This window comes from Amycolatopsis roodepoortensis (genome assembly GCF_024628825.1).
Taxonomy (GTDB): domain Bacteria; phylum Actinomycetota; class Actinomycetes; order Mycobacteriales; family Pseudonocardiaceae; genus Amycolatopsis; species Amycolatopsis roodepoortensis.
Genome location: NZ_CP102415.1, coordinates 3,447,819 through 3,465,512 on the forward strand (window position 1 = coordinate 3,447,819; position 17,694 = coordinate 3,465,512).

Annotated in this window: 16 protein-coding genes; 7 read left to right on the forward strand and 9 right to left on the reverse strand. The window is 68.1% G+C overall.

The features are described 5' to 3' along the window. The first annotated feature begins 58 nt into the window (after window positions 1–58). The 5 genes from NQK81_RS15980 (at window position 59) to NQK81_RS16000 (ending at window position 5,317) form a co-directional block, all read left to right on the forward strand. On the forward strand, window positions 59–1,027 hold the full coding sequence (locus NQK81_RS15980) for a Bug family tripartite tricarboxylate transporter substrate binding protein (protein ID WP_257489767.1): 969 nt from the start codon (window positions 59–61) through the stop codon (window positions 1,025–1,027). Then, window positions 1,024–1,521, forward strand: coding sequence for a tripartite tricarboxylate transporter TctB family protein (locus NQK81_RS15985; RefSeq protein ID WP_126733957.1), 498 nt, complete (start codon window positions 1,024–1,026; stop codon window positions 1,519–1,521). Before NQK81_RS15980 ends, NQK81_RS15985 begins: the two co-directional genes overlap by 4 nt. After that, complete coding sequence (locus NQK81_RS15990) at window positions 1,521–3,038, forward strand: tripartite tricarboxylate transporter permease (protein WP_126733958.1); 1,518 nt, start codon at window positions 1,521–1,523, stop codon at window positions 3,036–3,038. The genes NQK81_RS15985 and NQK81_RS15990 overlap by 1 nt, the downstream gene beginning before the upstream one ends. Window positions 3,039–3,107: 69 nt before the next feature. Continuing rightward, window positions 3,108–3,713, forward strand: a complete 606-nt coding sequence (locus NQK81_RS15995; RefSeq protein ID WP_257488840.1) for a hypothetical protein — start codon at window positions 3,108–3,110, stop codon at window positions 3,711–3,713. 167 nt (window positions 3,714–3,880) lie between these two features. Next, window positions 3,881–5,317 (forward strand): DUF1996 domain-containing protein, encoded by a 1,437-nt coding sequence (locus NQK81_RS16000; RefSeq protein ID WP_371878900.1) that lies wholly within the window; start codon window positions 3,881–3,883, stop codon window positions 5,315–5,317. Window positions 5,318–5,464: 147 nt separating this feature from the next. Here NQK81_RS16000 and NQK81_RS16005 read toward each other — a convergent pair whose 3' ends face one another. The 6 genes from NQK81_RS16005 to NQK81_RS16030 form a co-directional block, all read right to left on the reverse strand. After that, a complete protein-coding gene (locus tag NQK81_RS16005; protein ID WP_034317906.1) occupies window positions 5,465–6,154 on the reverse strand; it encodes a hypothetical protein in 690 nt (229 codons plus the stop codon). A 121-nt stretch (window positions 6,155–6,275) separates the two neighbouring features. Continuing rightward, entirely contained in the window at window positions 6,276–6,977 is a 702-nt protein-coding gene (locus NQK81_RS16010) for a Crp/Fnr family transcriptional regulator (RefSeq protein ID WP_125680634.1), read from the reverse strand. Between the two features lie 29 nt (window positions 6,978–7,006). After that, on the reverse strand, window positions 7,007–7,372 hold the full coding sequence (locus tag NQK81_RS16015; RefSeq protein WP_007034234.1) for a hypothetical protein: 366 nt from the start codon (window positions 7,370–7,372) through the stop codon (window positions 7,007–7,009). Window positions 7,373–7,422: 50 nt separating this feature from the next. After that, a complete protein-coding gene (locus tag NQK81_RS16020; protein WP_257488842.1) occupies window positions 7,423–7,935 on the reverse strand; it encodes a hypothetical protein in 513 nt (170 codons plus the stop codon). A gap of 1 nt (window position 7,936) precedes the next feature. Continuing rightward, window positions 7,937–9,691 (reverse strand): substrate-binding and vWA domain-containing protein, encoded by a 1,755-nt coding sequence (locus tag NQK81_RS16025; RefSeq protein ID WP_257488843.1) that lies wholly within the window; start codon window positions 9,689–9,691, stop codon window positions 7,937–7,939. Window positions 9,692–9,727: 36 nt separating this feature from the next. After that, on the reverse strand, window positions 9,728–12,349 hold the full coding sequence (locus tag NQK81_RS16030) for a P-loop NTPase fold protein (protein ID WP_257488844.1): 2,622 nt from the start codon (window positions 12,347–12,349) through the stop codon (window positions 9,728–9,730). Window positions 12,350–12,486: 137 nt separating this feature from the next. Here NQK81_RS16030 and NQK81_RS16035 point away from each other — a divergent pair, with 137 nt between their 5' ends. Next, on the forward strand, window positions 12,487–13,038 hold the full coding sequence (locus tag NQK81_RS16035; protein ID WP_126733963.1) for a snapalysin family zinc-dependent metalloprotease: 552 nt from the start codon (window positions 12,487–12,489) through the stop codon (window positions 13,036–13,038). Window positions 13,039–13,084: 46 nt separating this feature from the next. Here the strand turns inward: NQK81_RS16035 and NQK81_RS16040 are convergent, their stop codons facing one another. Both NQK81_RS16040 and NQK81_RS16045 read right to left on the reverse strand, forming a co-directional pair. After that, a complete protein-coding gene (locus NQK81_RS16040) occupies window positions 13,085–13,264 on the reverse strand; it encodes a ferredoxin (RefSeq protein ID WP_257488845.1) in 180 nt (59 codons plus the stop codon). A gap of 5 nt (window positions 13,265–13,269) precedes the next feature. Beyond that, window positions 13,270–14,475, reverse strand: coding sequence for a cytochrome P450 (locus tag NQK81_RS16045; protein WP_257488846.1), 1,206 nt, complete (start codon window positions 14,473–14,475; stop codon window positions 13,270–13,272). Window positions 14,476–14,657: 182 nt separating this feature from the next. On the opposite strand from NQK81_RS16045, the gene NQK81_RS16050 reads away from it, so the two are divergent. After that, window positions 14,658–15,578 carry a helix-turn-helix domain-containing protein gene (locus NQK81_RS16050; RefSeq protein ID WP_257488847.1) on the forward strand — a complete coding sequence of 307 codons (921 nt, stop codon included), beginning with the start codon at window positions 14,658–14,660 and terminating at the stop codon, window positions 15,576–15,578. A 789-nt stretch (window positions 15,579–16,367) separates the two neighbouring features. Here NQK81_RS16050 and NQK81_RS16055 read toward each other — a convergent pair. After that, window positions 16,368–17,600 (reverse strand): HNH endonuclease signature motif containing protein, encoded by a 1,233-nt coding sequence (locus NQK81_RS16055; protein WP_257489768.1) that lies wholly within the window; start codon window positions 17,598–17,600, stop codon window positions 16,368–16,370. Window positions 17,601–17,694: the final 94 nt, after the last annotated feature.

Below are 17,694 nucleotides of genomic sequence, written 5' to 3' on the forward strand. Positions count from 1 at the left end.
GCAACATGTCCAACCACGCGGCAGAGAGGCGGGGATCACAGTGAAGCCCAGTAACTGGTTGGCCATCGCGGCGGCGCTCGTCGCCGTCTTGCTGGTGCCACCGTTGCTCACCCCGGGCGGCGAGGCCGACGAGGGCTCCCAGATCCGGTCGTTGCGGGTACTCGTGCCCAACGCGCCCGGCGGCGGTTACGACATCACGGCGCGGACCGCGACCAAGGCCATGGAGGACGCCGACCTGCTCGGCAACGCGGAGGTGTTCAACCTCCCCGGCGCCGGCGGCACGGTCGGCCTCGGCCGCACGGTGGCCGAACGCGGCAACGGCAAGCTCGTCATGTCGATGGGTCTCGGCGTCGTCGGCAGCGTGTTCACGAACAAGTCGCCGTCTTCGCTGCTCGACACCACACCGGTGGCGAAGCTGATCGAAGAGTCGGACATCGTCGTGGTCGGCAAGGACTCGCCGTACCAGAACATCGGCCAGCTGATCGAGGCCTGGAAGAAGGACCCCGGCGCGGTGCAGGTCGGCGGCGGTTCGTCGCCCGGCGGGCCGGACCACCTGGCGCCGATGCTGATGGCGAAGGCCGTCGGGCTCGCGCCCAAGGCGGTCAACTACGTCCAGTTCGACGGCGGCGGTGAACTGCTCGCCTCGGTCCTCGGCGGCAAGGTCGCGTTCGGTGTCTCGGGGGTCGGCGAGTACCGCGACCAGATCGCGGCGGGCACGCTCCGGGTGCTGGCGGTGACCAGCGCGAACCGGATCCCCGGAATCGACGCGCCGACGCTTTCGGAGTCCGGCGTGGACGTCAAGTTCACCAACTGGCGCGGCATCGTCGCGCCGCCCGGCATCACCGAATCGGACCGCGCGAAGCTGGTGAGCCTGTTCGAGCGGTTGCAGAAGACGCCGCAGTGGCAGGAAGCCCTGCAGCGCAACGGATGGACCGGCGCGTTCGCGCCAGGCGAGCAGTTCGGCTCGTTTCTCAAAGAGGAGAACACTCGAGTGGCAACGGTGCTGAAAGAGCTGGGTCTGGCATGACGACCACATGGCTGAAGGAGCGCTCCGAACTCGGGGTGAGCGTCGGGCTCGTGGTGCTCGGTGTCCTGGTGCTCACCGACGCGCTGAGCATTCCCACCGACTTCGCCCAGCGCGGGCCGGTGGGCCCGAAGGCGGTGCCGATCCTGGTCGGCTCGCTGCTGCTGCTCGTCGCCGTGCTGCTGGCACGCGACGTGCTGCGCGGCGGCAAGGGCGAGGCCGAAGGCGGCGAGGACGTCGACCTGACCGCGCCGGCCGACCTGCGCACGGTGCTGTTGCTGTGCGGCGCCTTCCTCGCCAACGCGGCGCTGATCGGCCTGGTCGGATTCCCGATCTCGGGCGCGATCCTGTTCTGGGGCGCGGCGTACGCGCTCGGCAGCCGCAACCTGGTGCGTGACCCGCTGATCGCGGCGGGCATGTCCGTCGTGACCTTCCTGATCTTCAACAACCTGCTCGGAGTCCCGCTCCCCGGTGGCCCGTTGATGGAGGTGTTCTGATGTTCCAGCAACTCATCGACGGCTTCGGCACCGCGCTGACCCCCACCCATATCGCGATGGCGGCGATCGGGGTACTGCTGGGCACCGCGATCGGTGTCCTGCCGGGGATCGGCCCGGCCATGGCGGTGGCACTGCTGCTTCCGGTGACCTACGGGCTGGAGCCCACCGGCGCGTTCATCATGTTCGCCGGCATCTACTACGGCGGGATGTTCGGCGGTTCGACGACGTCGATCCTGCTGAACACGCCGGGCGAGAGCGCGGCGGTGGTCGCCGCGATCGACGGAAACCCCATGGCCCGCAAGGGCCGGGGCGCGCAAGCGCTTGCGGCGGCCGCGATCGGGCATTTCGTCGGCGGCATCCTCGGCACGATCGCGCTGGTCGTGCTGGCTCCGATCATCGCGAAGCACGCCGTCGACATCGGCGCGCCGGATCTGTTCGCGATCATGGTGCTGGCGTTCATCGCGGTCACCTCGGTGCTCGGCAGTTCCCGGATCCGCGGTGTGGCGTCACTGCTGATCGGGCTCACCATCGGGCTGGTCGGCCTGGACGAGATGACCGGGCAGTCGCGGCTGACCTTCGGCTCGCTGCATCTGGCGGACGGGATCGACGTCGTGATCGTGGCGGTCGCGCTGTTCGCGGTCGGCGAGTCGCTCTGGGTCGCCGCGCATCTGCGGCGCAACGCGTTCAAACCGATCCCGGTCGGCAGGCCGTGGCTCTCGCGTGCCGACCTGAAGCGGACGTGGAAGCCGTGGCTGCGCGGTCCGGTCATCGGCTTCCCGTTCGGCGCGGTGCCCGCCGGTGGCGCCGAGATCCCGACTTTCCTCTCCTACGTCACGGAAAAGCGGCTCTCGAAGCACAAGGACGAGTTCGGCAAGGGCGCCATCGAAGGCGTCGCGGGCCCGGAGGCGACGGCGTCGGCCTCCGCCGCCGGAACGCTGGTCTCGATGCTGACGCTCGGTCTGCCGACCACCGCGGTCGCGGCCGTGATGCTGGCGGCGTTCCAGCAGTACGGCATCCAGCCGGGACCGCTGCTGTTCGAGCGGGAGTCGTCGCTGGTGTGGGGCCTGATCGCCTCGCTGTTCGTCGGGCTGACCCTGCTGCTGGTGCTGAACCTGCCGCTGGCGCCGCTGTGGGCGAAGCTGCTGCGGATCCCGCGGCCGTACCTCTACGCGGGCATCCTGTTCTTCGCCAGCGTCGGCGCGTACGCGGTCAACGCGGACATCTTCGATCTGCTGGTGATGTTCGTGATCGGCCTGATCGGCTTCGCGATGCGCCGCTACGGGTTGCCGGTGCTGCCGGCGATCATCGGCGTCATCCTCGGCCCGGCAGCCGAACAGCAGATGCGGCGCGCGCTGCAACTGAGCGACGGCAGCCTGACCGGATTGTTCAACACGCCGTTCGCGATCGTGGTCTACGTGATCATCCTGGTGATCCTGTTCTTCCCGTTGATCAAGCGTTTCCTGCCTGCCCGTCCCACCGCCACCGAGGCGGAGCCCAAGGACAAGGTGGACGTCTGATCGGTGGGAAACCGGCCCGGCCTCGACTGCCCCGAGGCCGGGCCTTCTCCCTCTCCGGAAGGAGGACGCTTGTCCGCGCGAGTGATCTTTCCGGTGCCGCACGGCGACAGGATCGACTTCATGAAGATCCTCCACCGCGCCCCGGCCGTCAGCGACACGGAACGGCCGGTTCCCCGTTGGGCGACTCGCTTGGCCTACGCGCTCCCCTGGCTCCTGCTGCCTTCGTGCCTGTGGCGGCTGCCCTTCGCGGTGCATTTCGAAATGGGGCAGGTCCAGGATCGCGCGATGCCGGAACTCTGGTTGAGCATCCCGTACGTCCTCACGCTGAGCGTGCTTTCCGAGGTGCTCGCGATCCTGGCCATCGGTCTGGTCCGGGGCTGGGGTGAGGTGGCGCCCCGGTGGATCCCGGTCCTCGGCGGCAAACAGATCCGGCCTCTCGCGGCCGTCGTCCCCGCTGTCGTCGGCGGGTTGATCCTCACCGCGCTCTTCAGCTCGATCCCCCTCGGTGACGGTCGGAGGCTGACCCTCTTCGGCGTCGCCGAAAACGCCGCCTACGTCAACGAGGCCTGGGAAACGCTGGCCGCGATCTGCATCGCGCCGCTCGCCTTGTGGGGACCGATCACCATCGTTCTGGGACTCGCCTATCACCACCGCCGCAAGGTAACGAAAGCATAACGGCGAGGTCGCGTTTTGAACCGGCTGTCGGTCGGGGCCGTTTCAGCCAACGCGGAGTCAGTGACGCCGGTGCAGCCGGCGCCGCATCCCCCGGGCTCCGCGCAACGACACCGAACGAGGTGAACAAGTTCATGCCCCGTAACCAAAGAACCGCCGGCCGCCATCGCATGGCGCGCCGCACCAAGGTCGCCACGGGCGCCACCGCCCTCGCCCTCGCCGTCGGCGGGATCGTCGTGCTCAACACGACCGGAACCCCCGACGCCGCCAGGGCCGACGGCGCGGACAAATCCTTCTTCATCGACATCACGAAGGTCCCTCGCGGCAACAACGTCAACCTCGACCTCGCGAAACGAGGCGCACGAGGGACGTTCACCGTGGACTGCGGCCGCAACGAGAACGGCCACTTCAACGGCGACAACTTCATCGCGCAGCCCGGTGTCCGCAATGGAGCCGAGCATCTGCACGACTACGTCGGGAACCTGTCGACCAACGCGGACTCGAACAACAAGAGCCTGCTGCGCGCGGGCACCACGTGCAAGAACGGGGACAAGTCGGCCTACTTCTGGCCGGTCATCCGGATCAACACCGAAGAAGAGGAAGAAAACGAAGCGGCGAACGAGGAGAAACTCGCCGCCGACCGCGCGAACGCGGCCAAGGACGAGGCCGGCGCCCAGGTCGATTGCCCCGACGTCGCCAGTGAACTGGAAGAGGTCCCCGACCAGGCCATGCCCGCGGTCGACGAGAACCTCGACAAACTCGACCAGGAGTCCGAGAACGCGAACAACCAGCTGGCGCAAGGAAAACAAGCCGCCCAGGTACTCGACGAGCTGAAGAACAAGCGGAAGCCGTCGATCAAGCAGATCGGCGACACCATGCGACAGGCGGGCAGGCCGGTCGCGAAGAACGAGGAGCAGCTCGCCGGTTGCGCGGTGAAGCAGAACGGCGAGGGCGGCCTCGACAACGGCGGCGACAACAGCAACGTCAACGCCGCGGGCGACGCCGAGAAGAAGAAGTCCGACGGCAACGCCGCCGACCTGCCCGGCGTCGATGACAACAACGAGATCGGTAACAACGAAGGCGAAATCCAGCGTGCCGAGAAGGTCGACCTGACCTTCACCAGCGGCGGCGCCCGCCGGGTCGTCGCGATGCCGAAGTTCCTGCGCGTGCTCTACGGCGACGCCAAGCAGAGCACCAACGGCCCGGCCAACGCGCGGCCGAGCTGGACCTGCACCGGTTTCGAAGACCGGCTCACCGAGCTGTACCCGATCTGCCCGCGGGGCAGCAAGGTCACGCGGATCCACTCGTTCCCGAACTGCTGGGACGGGAAGAACACCGACAGCGCGAACCACCGGACGCATATCGTGTTCTCCGACCGCAACGGGAAATGCCCGCGCGGCTTCAAGAACGTGCCGCAGCTGCGGATCACGCTCGTCTACAACATCCCGCCGGAGGTGCAGGCCGCCGGACAGTACGCGGTCGACGCGTTCGCGCAGGAGAAGCACAATCCCCGCTCCGACCACGACGACTTCGCGAACGTCATGTCGCAACGGTTGATGAACCAGCTGGTGAAGTGCGTCAACAGCGGGAAGCGCTGCCGGCAGTAGCGGAGCAAGTGGGGGCGCGGCGGGGATGACCCGCGCCCCCACCCCCGCGCCGGGGGTCCGGTTCCCGGCCCGGCGTAGGGGTACCGGGCCGGGAACCGGCGAGCGATACGGTTTTCCCTCCCTGGAAACCGGACCGCCCGGTCTGGGTCAGGCCGTCGTGGACAACCGGCTCACCCGGTCGAACACGAGCGGCACCGCGACGGCCGGGTTCAGTTCGGCGAGGACCGCTTCCGCGTCCAGGCCGGGCAGGTGGATCCACGCGCTGTCCGCGAAATCCGGAGTGGTGACGCTGATCCGGGCACAGCGGGCGGGCGGGACCAGCGCGACCCCGAACGGCTCGACCACGTTGCGCCACACGGATTGCGACACGATCATCCCGGCGCCGAACTTGTCGCCCGTGGGATCCGAACGGCACCAGTAGCCCACGGCGTCGTTGAAGGTGGAGGCGCACAGCAACCGGGTCAGCGTGATGTACGTGCGGTGGTAGCGGTGGTTGTCCGCCATCGGTCCCATGTGGACCGCCACACGCGCCCGCATCGGCACCCGGGCGTAGCGGTTGCGGGTCCGGAGGAGATGGTCCAGGTGGAACACGACCTCGCAGAGCTGGCCGACGGCGTGGTCCGGATACGCGACCATCAGCCCGTCCCCGGTCTCCCGGAAGTGACGCGCTTCCCCCGGCGCGAGCCCGACGGCGGTGAACGAGCGGGAAACCAGCGTTTCCATCTCGGTCTTCATCGGGTCCAGCAGGTCGTCACTGGCCTTCGACGAACCGACGATGTCGACGGACAGGACGGCGTGGGTGTGCGCGTTGTATCGGCCTGAGGTCAGCACCTGCATCTCTGCGACCCCTCCCCTGATCGGTGAAAACTGGCGGCAGGAAGCAGTGTTCCCACTCCTCACCGGAAGTTCTGTTCGGAACCGAACAAAACATGACCTCGCGCAGGTCAACGCCAGTGAGCTAAGTCACACCTTTTTCCGTGACCACCCGCAATGCCTCGCGGTCGATGACGGTGATCGCACGGCGCGAACTGGCCACCACTCCCGCCTTCCGGAGTTTGTCCAGTGCCTGCGCGACCATGGTCCGGCCCATCGGGATGAACTGCGCGAGTTCGTCCTGGCTCAACGGGATCCCGATCCGCCAGCCGGCGGGTGTCCGGATGCCACAGACGTCGACGAGGTAGTCCAATCTGGTCGCGACCCTGGCCACCGCCTGCGGTTTCCACGACTGGGTCCGCTGCCGCTGGGCGAGCACGAACCGGCGGGCGACACTGACGAGCACCTCCCGCATCGCCGCCGGATGTTCCAGCAGGAACCGGTTGAACTCGCTCGCCGCGATGCGCCGGACGTGCACTTCTTCGATGGCGACGACGTCGGCCATCCGGATCCCGCCCGCGATCACCGCGATCTCGCCGTGCAGATCGCCGGGGACCCCGACGTCGAGGATGACCGTCGCGCCCATCCGGTCGGCGCTGGTCACCTTCACGTAGCCGTGCCGCAGCAGCATGACGAAGTCGCCGGGTTCGCCCGCCCGCATGAGCGCCTGCCGTCCCTCGTAGGTCTGCGGGGTGCCCATCTCCAGCAACCGGGCGCGGACGGGTTCGTCCAGTCGCTCCAGGAACGGACGTTCTCTTTCTTCGGCGGCCTCCTGGCCCAAACCCACGAAACACCCTCCCAGGCAGTCGTGAACACCTATCGCGGAGAGTAACCGAATCGGCCACCCGATCCGGCGGCGGAACCGTCGTGGGTGGTGAAGATGCCCAGCCGGACCAGTTCCGATCTGATCCACTCGGCCAACCGGTGCAACGGTCCGTCTTCGGCCTCGACGAAGTAGCTGTCCACGATCTGGTGTCGTCTGTCGGCGTGCTTCGCCGCGTAGAGCAGCGCTGACCGTACCTCCGACACCTTCAGCGGAGCGACCTTGATCCCCGGAGCGGGCCGCACGGTGCTCTTGGCGGCCATCACCGCCAGCACGGCCTCCTCCAGGCTGAACCGGTGCTCCACCGGTACGACCACATGTTCCACGCCCTCGACAACCCGGCGCCCGATCAACGGCATGCCCTCAGATCAGCACGACGCACGGCCGTAGTCTGTTCGCCACCGAACACTCACCGTGGTTCGACCGCCGCGAGGGCGTCTTCGAGCGTTTCCCGGTACAGCCTCATCCGCTCGACGAGCATCACCGGATCAGGGTTCTCGTCCCGCGCGTGTCGCTCCAGCTTCTCGGTGGTCTGTTTCACCGTCACCCGCAGCTCGACGACTTCGGGAGCGTTGCGGTCCTTGCGGTTTTCGAGCCGGGCCACCGCCCGGCGGAAGACGGCGGACAGCTCCGTCTCCCCGGGCCGCACCGTTTCGATGGCCGTCAGCGCCCGCCCGAGCAGGCTGTAGTGATCGAAGGCGGCGGCGGGCTCCGGCGCGCGCTTCTCCCGCGCCGGCCTCCGTCGCCTGCCGTTCAGCACAAAGAACGCGGTCTCGGCCGGGACCAGCACGGCCAACGCCGCGACGGCACCGAAAAGCCAGGCCTGCGGATGCGGATAGGTCACCGCGCGGCCGATCATCCCGGCGATCAGGCCGAGCACCACCGCGACGACGTGGAACGGCCGGTTGTCGTACTCGGCCATGTCAGAAGTTGCTGAACACGTTGACGAACATCTTGTCGATGCCGTGCGGGTCGACGGCCTGATAGCTGCGGGCCTTGGACTTCTGCGCGATCTCGTCGAGGACGCGGCTGTCGGCCTGCGCGCCGTAGGCCATGGTGAAGATGCGGACGGAGTTGTCCAGCCGCTCGGCGTCGACGTTCTGCAACACCTGCTCCTTCGTCCCGGCCTCGGTGTTCTCGCCGTCGGTCAGGAAGACGACGGCGTTGATCAGGTTCGGGTCGAACTCGCGCCGCATCTTCTCGTTGGCGGCCATCACGGTCTGGTACAGCGCCGTATCGCCTTTCGGGGTCAGGTTCTCGACCAGGTCGAGCATCGGGCCGCGGACGTTCTTCACCTTGCCGATCGGCATCTTCTCCTCGTACCCGTCGGAGAACGTCCACAGCCCGACCTCGTCCTCGGGATGCAGGTACTCGAGCTGTTTCCGGATCGCGGGTTTCAGCAGGGCGATCCGGCTTTCGGAGTACGGCTTGTCCTTGCGGTTCTTGTCGAACGGTTCGTTCATCGAGCCGGACAGGTCCAGCACCAGCAGGATCCGGCCCCGCCGCTGCGTGTACTCCCAGCCGTCCAGCATCTTCTGGATCTGTTCGCCGGTGGGGACGCCGATCTTCGGCGGCTCCTGGGCTCCCTGGGTGCCCACGACCCCGGCCAGCTCCGGGGTCCCGTTACCGCCGGGGTCGCGGAATCCGAGCTCACGGAACCGGTCCTGCTGGGCGGCCTCCAGGAGGAAGTCGTAGAAATCCTTGGCCGCCGACTGCTGCTCCGGGGACGCGTTCGCGGTGACCAGGAAGGGATGATCGATCAGCATCGTCCCTTCCCTGGGGTGGACGGCGACCAGCGGGCGCAGCGGCGGGACGGGGTTCGCCTTCAGCTGCGCCGGATCCCCGGTCGGCACGCCGCGGTTGTAGAGGTAGACCATCTGCTCCTGCATCGCCATCGCGCTGATGTAGGGCGTCGGCTTCTTGCGGTCCTCGTCGTACAGCGTCTTCAGGAAGGCCACCGAATCGTCGCTGTAGTAGGCGACCGACGCCTCGATCCCGCGGACGAACTGCACGGTCTCCGCGGTGCCGATCTTGCCGTAGTCGCCGCCCGTCGCCGCGAAATAGGTCGCGATGGTCGCGGCGAGCCCGGACGTCGACCGCCGCGGGTTGTCCTTGCCGAGCGTGAAGTTCCCCCACTGGGCGTACGCCGCGCCCTTCGAGGCCCAGCCGCCGTTCCGGTTCACTTCCAGTACGTCGCCCCAGCCGAGGGTCTTGCCCGGCCAGCCCATCGCCTTCGCCATCGGCTCGGGCATCGCGATCACCATCGGGCTGGTCGCGAGCGAGGTCTTCGGGCCGGACTTGATCCGCTCGCCTTTTCCGCGCTGGCGCAGCAGATCGAGCCAGAGCGACGAACTGGGCAGCCAGACCTGGGGCTCGGGGTGGTGCTGGTCGAGGTCGTTCCAGCCGTCGGCGATGAGGTCGAGCGTGGCGCCCGAGGTCTTCTTGTGCGCCTCGACCCTCGCGCACCGGCCGCCGTCGAACGTCCGGCCGGTGTTGTTGTACCGCTCGGCCAGTTCGGCGATCAGATCACCCTTCTCCGTGGAAGAACTGGTGATGAGGCGGACACAGTCGGGCCTGGTCGCGTTCGAGGGCGGGGTGATCGCCGTGGCGAGCAGGACGATCACGAGCGTCCCGACGAGCGCGCCGAAGACGAGCGAAAGCCAGCCTGTTCTCCGCATGCGCCGCCCCCTAGCCGTCGTAGCGGGCAAGTGTAGCTACAACATGGTTCCCGGTTCCGCCTCCTCGGTCACGAGATCGTAGGTCTCGAAACTGAAGCGGGCGAGGGTGCCCACCCAATTCCGGTAGACCTGTAGATCATCGAAGGATTCGGCGTCTAGCCGCCATTCAGGTGGAAAGGCCTCCCGTAACGATTCCCCGTCGGAAAGGGCGATGAACGTCTTGCGCGCGGCGTCCGGATCGGCGACCAGCAGGGTCAGGAGGACGAGCACGGCGCGGTACGGGCCGTCGACAAACCGCGCCAGTTCCGCGTCCGGGATACCGATGCGCACGAGCCGGTAGAGGTTGACCAGCTTCCGGATCTCGCGCGGCGTGTTCAGCCTTTTCCGCAGTACGTGGACGAAAGCGCGTTCGACCTCGGTGAGCCGCAACCGGTCCGGCCGCATGTTGTAGAACGTCGGCGGCGCCGTTTCCTGGACGACGACCTCCCTTGTTCCACCGTCTTCGGGGGCACTCTCGTCCTCCGGCCATTCTTCGGGCTCGGACGGCTCCGGTTCCCGTTCCTCGATCGGCATCAGGGCGTCGATCAGCTCGTCCGCCGCGGTTCCCATGGGGCGCAGGGCGAACACGATCTGGAAGATCTTGTCGAGGTACTCCGCCCGCCGCGCCTCCCCCGCGCCGAACAGTTCCTCGTGGTGCTGGTCGAGGCAGCGCCGCAACCACCGCGGGTCGACCGCGACCACCACGACGAACGCGGGCAGCGCCAGCAGCAGATGCACCGCGGCCAGCACTTCGATCACCTTCGACGGCGGACAGCGGTCGAGATCGTCGATGTAGAGCACGATCCGTTCCAGCGGCGGCTTGCCCTTGCCGCCCGCCCGCGCCCATTCCTCCCTGGCGTCCACCAGATCGGCGCTCAGATTCGCGAGATCTTCCCGGACCCGGGCGAAAACCCCTTGGTAGTCCCCGTATCTCCCGGTTTTCGCCTCCTCGATGAGATCGCCGAGCCTGCTGGCCGCGTCCAGCCGCCGCAGCCGTTCCTCGGTCTCCCGGACCTCGGCGTCGAACCGTTCCGCGCGTTTGTCGACGTCGTGCCGCAGCCTGTCCAATGTGGACTTGACCGGCGCGAGCGCGGATCTGGCGGTGGTGAGCGCCGGGGTCAGCACGGCGCCGAGCGCGACGACGGCACCCGCCGCGGCGAGGATCGCGTTGTGCCACAAGGCCCAGCCGGTGATCGCCGCGGCCACACCGAGCACGCCCAGCACCGCGTACCCGGCGACTGCGAGCCTCCGCCGACGGCGTTCGGCCCGGTCCACCCCGGAGACCAGCAGCCGCCAGCGCCAGGTGAGCGGGGAATCCGCCTTGACGGCCTTCAGCCCCGCGAGCCGGTTCCGCAGCTCCTCCCGTTCGGCGCGGACCTCGCCGGCGTCCGCGTGCGTCTCGGGCGCGCCGAGATTGCGGAACAGGTGGTCCACCAGCCCGACCCACAGATGGTCGTCGTGGTACTGCCAGGCGTTGAACCGGATCTGCCGGATCTCACCGGTGAACACGCTGTTCGCGGCGTCGCCGCGGGACCGGCGCGCCAGTTCGGCCACCCGGTCGGTCACCTGGCGGACGAAACTCGACTTGCCGGAACCCCACGGGCCCAGCAGCGCGACGCACAGCGGCGGGCTGGTCTCGCGGTCGGCGATGACCGCGGCGAGGGTGCGCACGTCGTCGTGGAAGCCGATCAGGTCGACCGGGCTTTCGACGTCGGGCGTGATCCGCGGCCGCGCCCGGCCCGGTTTGGGCTCGACGAAACCGGTGCCGTCGATCTGGTTGCCGAAGCGGTCCCACACCCGGATCGTGCGGTCGTCCCCGACCGTGACGATCTTCTCGTTGCCCGCGGTGCAGACGATCGCGCGGACGTTCCCCTGATGTCCCTTGAGGAGTGTGTAGTCCCGTGGATCGTCGATCTCGCGGACGCGCACTTCGCCGTCGGAACCGCCGGAAAGCACCAATTTGCCGTCGGCGCCGAAGGCCAGCGCCCGCACCACGCCGGTGTGCCCGGGGAAGACGAGGGCCGGATCGCCCTTGCGCCCCCACAACCGGACCATCTCGCCCTCGGCGGACAGCACCTGCTCGCCGTCGGCCGAGATCGCGACCACGTGGACCGCGCCCGCGCCGCCGAACCGGTAGTGGGAAACGATTTCCCGGTCCCACAGCCGTACGCCACCGGCGTCGTCCCCGGCGACGACGACGCGGCCGTCCGGGGTCACCGCGACCGATTCGACCTCAGGGCCGCCGGTGCGCAGGGTCCGTGCCGTCGCGCCGTCCAGCCGCCTGACCTCGACGGTGCTTCCCGCGCCGGACACGGCGAAGTCTTTCGCCACCGCGACCGCCACCGTCCGCTTGGTGGTCTGGACCTCCGGCGGATGCGCGCCGGTACCGGTGATCCGCCAGCGCCGCACCGTCGCCCCATCGCAACCGACCACGTACTGACCCGAGATACCCACCGCCAGAACCGGCCGATCATGGCCGCTCAGCGCGAAACGCTGCTCTCCGGTCTCCAGGTCCCAGACCCGCACCGTCCGGTCCGCACCCCCGGTGACCAGCCGGTTTCCCTTCACCGCGACCGCGAGGATCGGTGCTTCGTGTCCGGTGAAACGCGCCGTCGTCATAACGGCACAGTCTTCCGGTCGCGTCAAGATCATGGTTAACGACAGGCGACTATCGGCGGGTACCCCGAGCGCCGCGAAAGGTTCAGGGTCGTTATTGCTCCGAAATTCCAGCACGCTTTAAACGCGAGGAGTTCAACGTGCTTCGACGTACCTTCGCCGCGGTGCTCACCGGCGCCGCGCTCTCCGTCTCGATGCTCACGGCACCCTCCGCCGGTGCCGCCGAGATCATGGCGACCACCCTGACCTACGACGACAGCCAAGCCGCGGAGTTCAAGGACGCGGTGGCCGCCGGCGTCAACGTCTGGAACACCAACGTCACCAACGTCCGTATCGTGAAGGCGACGCCGGGGCAGCGGGTCAACATCCGGGTCATCGCCGACAACGGCTGGCCGCGCGCCACGCTCGGCCCGGTGCGCCCGAGCGGCACGGTCACCGTGTGGATGGGCAGGCAGGCCGTCCAGCAGGGTTACTACACGCCGCGGATCGCTTCCCACGAACTCGGGCACAGCCTCGGCCTGCCCGACGTGAAGCCCGGCCCGTGCTCGTCGCTGATGTCCGGCTCGACCGGCGGGGTCAGCTGCAAGAGCGTGAACCCGAACGCGCAGGAGAAGGCCAGGGTCCAGCAGCTCTACGCCGGCACCGCGGTGCCGAGCGCCGACGCGGGCAAGGTCCTCGCGGACGTCGGCTGATCCCGTGCCAGGGGGTGCCCGCCCGGCACCCCCTGGCCTGGGGTTTCTACGCTTTCGCCGTGATCGCCGCCGCCGGGCACGACTGCACGGCGTCGCCGATGTCGGCCGGTTCCGGGTCCAGCAACCGGACCCGGCCGTCTTCCTCGTCCTGTTCGAACACCGCGGGCGCGGTCAGCACGCACATTCCGGCGCCCACACAGCGTTCCCGGTCCACTTCGAGTTTCATCGCGATCAGTCCCACGCCACCGGGAGCGCGTACACCCCGTAGATGTCGGAATCCGTCCGCATCGGGATCTCTTCGGCCGGAACGGCGAGGCGCAGCTTGGGGAACCTGGCGAGCAACCCGGTGAAGGCGACCTTCATCTGCACCCGCGCGAGCTGCTGGCCGAGGCACTGGTGGACGCCGTGCCCGAAGGAACCGTGCCCGGCGGCGTTCCGGCGGACGTCGAGCCGGTCGGGTTCCGGGAACTTCAGCGGATCCCGGTTGGCCGCCTGGGCCGAAAGCGCGACCACCTCCCCCGCCCTGACGAGCTGCCCGCCGATCTCGACGTCTTCGAGCGCGGTGCGCGCGCCGGTGTGCGCGATGGTCAGGTAGCGCAGCAATTCCTCGATCGCGCCTTCGATGCGCTCCGGGTCCTCGCGGACCGCCGCGAGCTGGCCCGGATGTTGCAACAAGGCGAAAGTGCCCAGCGCGAGCATGTTGGCCGTGGTGTCCAAACCGGCGCCCAGCAAGAGGAACGCGATACCGGTGAGCTCCTCGTCGGTGAGCTCCGTCGTGGTCGTCAGTTCACCGAGGATGTCGTCGGTCGGCGCGGCCCGTTTCGCCACGATGAGCTTGTAGAGGTACTCCCCCAGCGCGTTGACGGCGGCTTCCTGCTCCTCGGCCGGAGCGTCCGGCAGATTCAGCGGCAGGACGTTGCGCCGGAAGAACTCGTGGTCCTCGTACGGGACGCCGAGCAGCTCGCAGATCATCAGCGCCGGAATGGGCTGCGCGAACGCGGTCACCAGGTCGGCCGACGTTCCCTGCTGCTCCATCGCGTCGAGGTGTTCGGTGGTCACCTGCTCCACCCGCTCCGAGAGCAGCCGCATCCGGCGGACGGTGAACTTGCCGGTGAGCAGCTTGCGGTAGTGGCTGTGTTCGGAGCCGTCCATTTTGATGAACATCCCCGGGGGCGCCGGTGGCATCTCCATCATCGCCGCCGGGCCCGGCAGCGGCGAGTGCATCAGCTCCTGCCGGGCGCTGAACCGCGGATCCGCGAGAACGGCGCGGACGACCGCGTGTCCCGTCGCGAGCCAGCCGTCGTGCCCGTCGGGGAACGTCAGCCGGACCAGCGGATGCTCGTCGCGCAGCGTGCCGAGCTCCGCGGGCGGGTCGAACGGGCAGCCCTTCGGTCGTTCGAGGGGTAGTTCGGTGAGATGAGGCACCGAGGTGGTCATAGCTGTTCCTCCCAGTTTTTACCGATACCCAAAGGCTACGTTGCATTTACAGATCCCTCAAAGCTTTACCCTGGCTTTTTGGGTGTTATAGCTGGTAGATTTCCGGAAATCGTTGCAACGGTCGTGGCAATGAATGCAACGTCTCGTTGCAATGATCTGCGCGTGAACGCACAGGAGGTGCCATGCCGGGCGGCAGGCTGACGCTGGAGGATCGACGGCTGATCGCGTCCTGGCTCAAGGACGGCCTCGGTTACGCCGAGATCGCCCGGCGGCTCGGGCGGCCGACGTCGACGATCAGCCGCGAGGTCGCGCGCAACAGCGGCCGTTCCGGCTACCGCGCCGAAGAAGCGACCCGCGTCACCGGCGAACGCGCGCGGCGCCGCAAACCGCAACCGCGCGCCGTCCCCGTCGTCGAGAACGGCTACGGACGGGACCCGGAAGCCGTCCGCGCCTTCGAAACCGACTTCGCCGAAATGATCGTGGCGACCGGACTGCCCCGCATGACCGCGCGGGTCCTCGCGTGCCTGGCCGTCAGCGACGACGGCGTGCTCACCGCCGCCCAGCTCGCCCGGCGGCTCCAGGTCAGCCCGGCCTCGATCTCGAACGCCGTCGCCTACCTCGAAGCACAGGCCATGCTCAAACGGGAACGCGACGGCCGGCGGGAGCAGTACGTCATCGACGAGGAAATGCCGCAGCGCGTGTGGGCCGAAAGCGTCCGCTCCAACCAGGAATGGGTCAAGGTCTCCCGCCAGGGCGCCGAAATCCTCGGCGTCGCGACCCCCGCGGGCGCCCGCATGGACGACCTCTCCCGATTCCACGCGCGCATCGACGAAATCATGCACGACGACCGCGTCGCCGTCTTCGCCGGTGACGCACTGACCGTGCTCGCCGCACTCCTGCACGCCGGCCGGGGGCTTTCCCTTGCGGCTCTCGCTTCGGCCCTCGACTGGTCTGTTGAGCGGACCGCTGCCGCCTTGCGGGTGGCCGAAGAGCACCCGCACATCGCCGGCCCGGTTCGCGTGGATTGCCGCGGTGGGGAGTATCGGGCGGTTCCGTTGGTGGAACGGCTCACTGCTGGGCAGTTGGCGGCTTTGGGGTCTTGAGTGGTGCGTCCGGCCTTTCGTGGTCGCTTTTCGGCGACGCAGGTTTGTGGCGGGGCTTGGCGGCGGCGGCCCCTTTCACGGCCAACGTGGAGTCCTGCGCGCAGGGGTGCTCGTCGCTGCTTTCCGGTGATGCGGGGTCTAGTGGTGAGACTTGGCGGTGAGCATGAAGGATCAAAGCAGCGTCTCCGCACGCATCGCCCGTGGCCGCATTCCGGCCACGCGCTCCAATGGCGAGACTTGTCAATGTGCCCTTGAACGGCCAACGCAGCACCCCTCCGCGCAGGGTTCCTGTCACCACTTTCCGGCGACACGGGTCTAGCGGCGAGACTTGGCGGTGAACTTGAATGGACAATGCAGCGCGTCTGCACACACCGCCCGTCGCCACTTTCCGGCCACGCGCTCCAATGGCGAGACTTGTCGGTGTGCCCTTGAACGGCCAACGCAGCACCCCTCCGCGCAGGGTTCCTGTCGCCACTTTCCGGCGACACGGGTCTAGCGGCGAGACATATCAGCAGCGGCCCTTTCTCGGCCAACGCGGAGCCCTGCGTAGGGTGCCCGTCGCCGCTTTCCGGCAACGCGCCAAACAGCAAGACTCGACCGTGAACTTGAAGGGCCAAAGCAGCGTCTCCGCACACACCACCCGTGGCCGCGTTCCGGCGACGCGAGGTCTAGTGGCGAGTCAGCGGCGTTTCGAAGGCCCAAGCCGAGCCCGGCGCCCTCGCCGTTTTCCGACGATGCGGCCCTAACGGCGAGGCCTGGCCGTCCGTCGCCACTTTCCGGCAATGAGACTCAGAACGGTGGCGGTTCGTCGGCGCCGGGCACCGGCGGTCGGGGTTGATGGAGCGGCGGGGGTGAGCTGTCGTAGCTCTGTCCGGTGGGTGTGGTGATGGTGAGGGTGCCGTCGGCGGCGAGGTGGTAGGTCCAGCCGGGTTCGTCTTTGAGGCGGTGGTCTCGCCGGCAGAGGTCGATCAGTTCGTCGGCGTCGGTATGGCCACCGTGTTGCCAGGGCACCGAATGATCGATATCGCAGGCCTGGGCAGGACGGTGGCAGCCGGGTCTTCGGCATTCCCGGTCCCGGACCCGCACGAACTCGCCCAGGCCCGCGCTGGGGCGGTAACGGTCTCGCCCGAGGTCGAGGACCTGCCCGGACAGCGGGTCCGTGATGATGCGGCGCAGCACAGTGTTCGGGCCGGCGGCGATGTGCCGGGCCAGCGCCGCGGGGACAGTGCCATGTCCGGCGAGATCCGCGGGATCGTCGTTGAGGCCGAGATAAGTGAACAGGTCCATGTACAGGAACACTTCGGTGCGTTCACTGGTTCCGCCTTGTCCGCCGAGCAGAAGGTCGAGCGCGACGTCGGCGCGGAGCTGCTCCAGGGTGCGAGTCTCCTCACCGGTCTTGAGCGCTCGTGCTTCCCGATCGATGCGCCGATAGGCTGCGGTGACTTTTTCGACCGGCCCGTCTTCGACCTCGATCGACGCCACTCCCGTTTCGCCTTGCCGCAAGGTCAGGCGGCGGCCTTCGCGATGCCGTTCGGCCCGTGCTTCGGCGCCCTCGCGGTCGACGGTGATCGCGGCGTGGTTGGCGGCTTTCCGGATCTGATCAGGATTCCTGCCCGGTAGCCGATCTTCCAGGAGCGCATCGACGGTGCGGGCGTCCTCGTCCGACAACCACGCGGTGGCCGCGGCGACCTTCATCGCGCCGAAACCGCTCACTTCTCCCTGGTCCATCAGGGACAGCGTGCGCGGCAGGCGGGTGGTCAGCGCGTCGGCCGCAGCGACCATCGCACCGGCATGATTGTCCACAAGCGACAGAGCGAAAGCGACCTCCTGTGTGACGCTGCGGGCGCCGTCGCGATGTCGGTTCAGCTGCGCCAGCGCCCGGAACCGGACCGCTTCCAGCCGTGCAATACCGGCCGACGCCGCTTGCGCGAGCGCGACGGAATCCTTGTCGTCCAACGAATCGATGACAGCGTTCACCGCTTCCAGCAGCTCGGGGCCGGTGAGGTTTTCGAGTAGCGCCACAGGCGCGGAATGTGTGTCCACCCCACGACCATACGACCGGCCACCGACAGTTTCCGGCCTCGCGAGCGGGGCAGGGAGTTGCCGATTTTCGGCA

Bases quoted from the DNA above. Each gene is read 5' to 3' on its own strand.
- NQK81_RS16030 (WP_257488844.1), bottom strand. From the start codon at position 12,349: ATGACGACGGCGCGTTTCACCGGACACGAAGCACCGATCCTCGCGGTC.
- NQK81_RS16005 (WP_034317906.1), bottom strand. From the start codon at position 6,154: ATGCAGGTGCTGACCTCAGGCCGATACAACGCGCACACCCACGCCGTC.
- NQK81_RS16045 (WP_257488846.1), bottom strand. From the start codon at position 14,475: ATGACCACCTCGGTGCCTCATCTCACCGAACTACCCCTCGAACGACCG.
- NQK81_RS15985 (WP_126733957.1), top strand. From the start codon at position 1,024: ATGACGACCACATGGCTGAAGGAGCGCTCCGAACTCGGGGTGAGCGTC.
- NQK81_RS16040 (WP_257488845.1), bottom strand. From the start codon at position 13,264: ATGAAACTCGAAGTGGACCGGGAACGCTGTGTGGGCGCCGGAATGTGC.
- NQK81_RS16015 (WP_007034234.1), bottom strand. From the start codon at position 7,372: ATGCCGTTGATCGGGCGCCGGGTTGTCGAGGGCGTGGAACATGTGGTC.
- NQK81_RS16000 (WP_371878900.1), top strand. From the start codon at position 3,881: ATGGCGCGCCGCACCAAGGTCGCCACGGGCGCCACCGCCCTCGCCCTC.
- NQK81_RS16025 (WP_257488843.1), bottom strand. From the start codon at position 9,691: ATGCGGAGAACAGGCTGGCTTTCGCTCGTCTTCGGCGCGCTCGTCGGG.
- NQK81_RS15990 (WP_126733958.1), top strand. From the start codon at position 1,521: ATGTTCCAGCAACTCATCGACGGCTTCGGCACCGCGCTGACCCCCACC.
- NQK81_RS16020 (WP_257488842.1), bottom strand. From the start codon at position 7,935: ATGGCCGAGTACGACAACCGGCCGTTCCACGTCGTCGCGGTGGTGCTC.
- NQK81_RS16050 (WP_257488847.1), top strand. From the start codon at position 14,658: ATGCCGGGCGGCAGGCTGACGCTGGAGGATCGACGGCTGATCGCGTCC.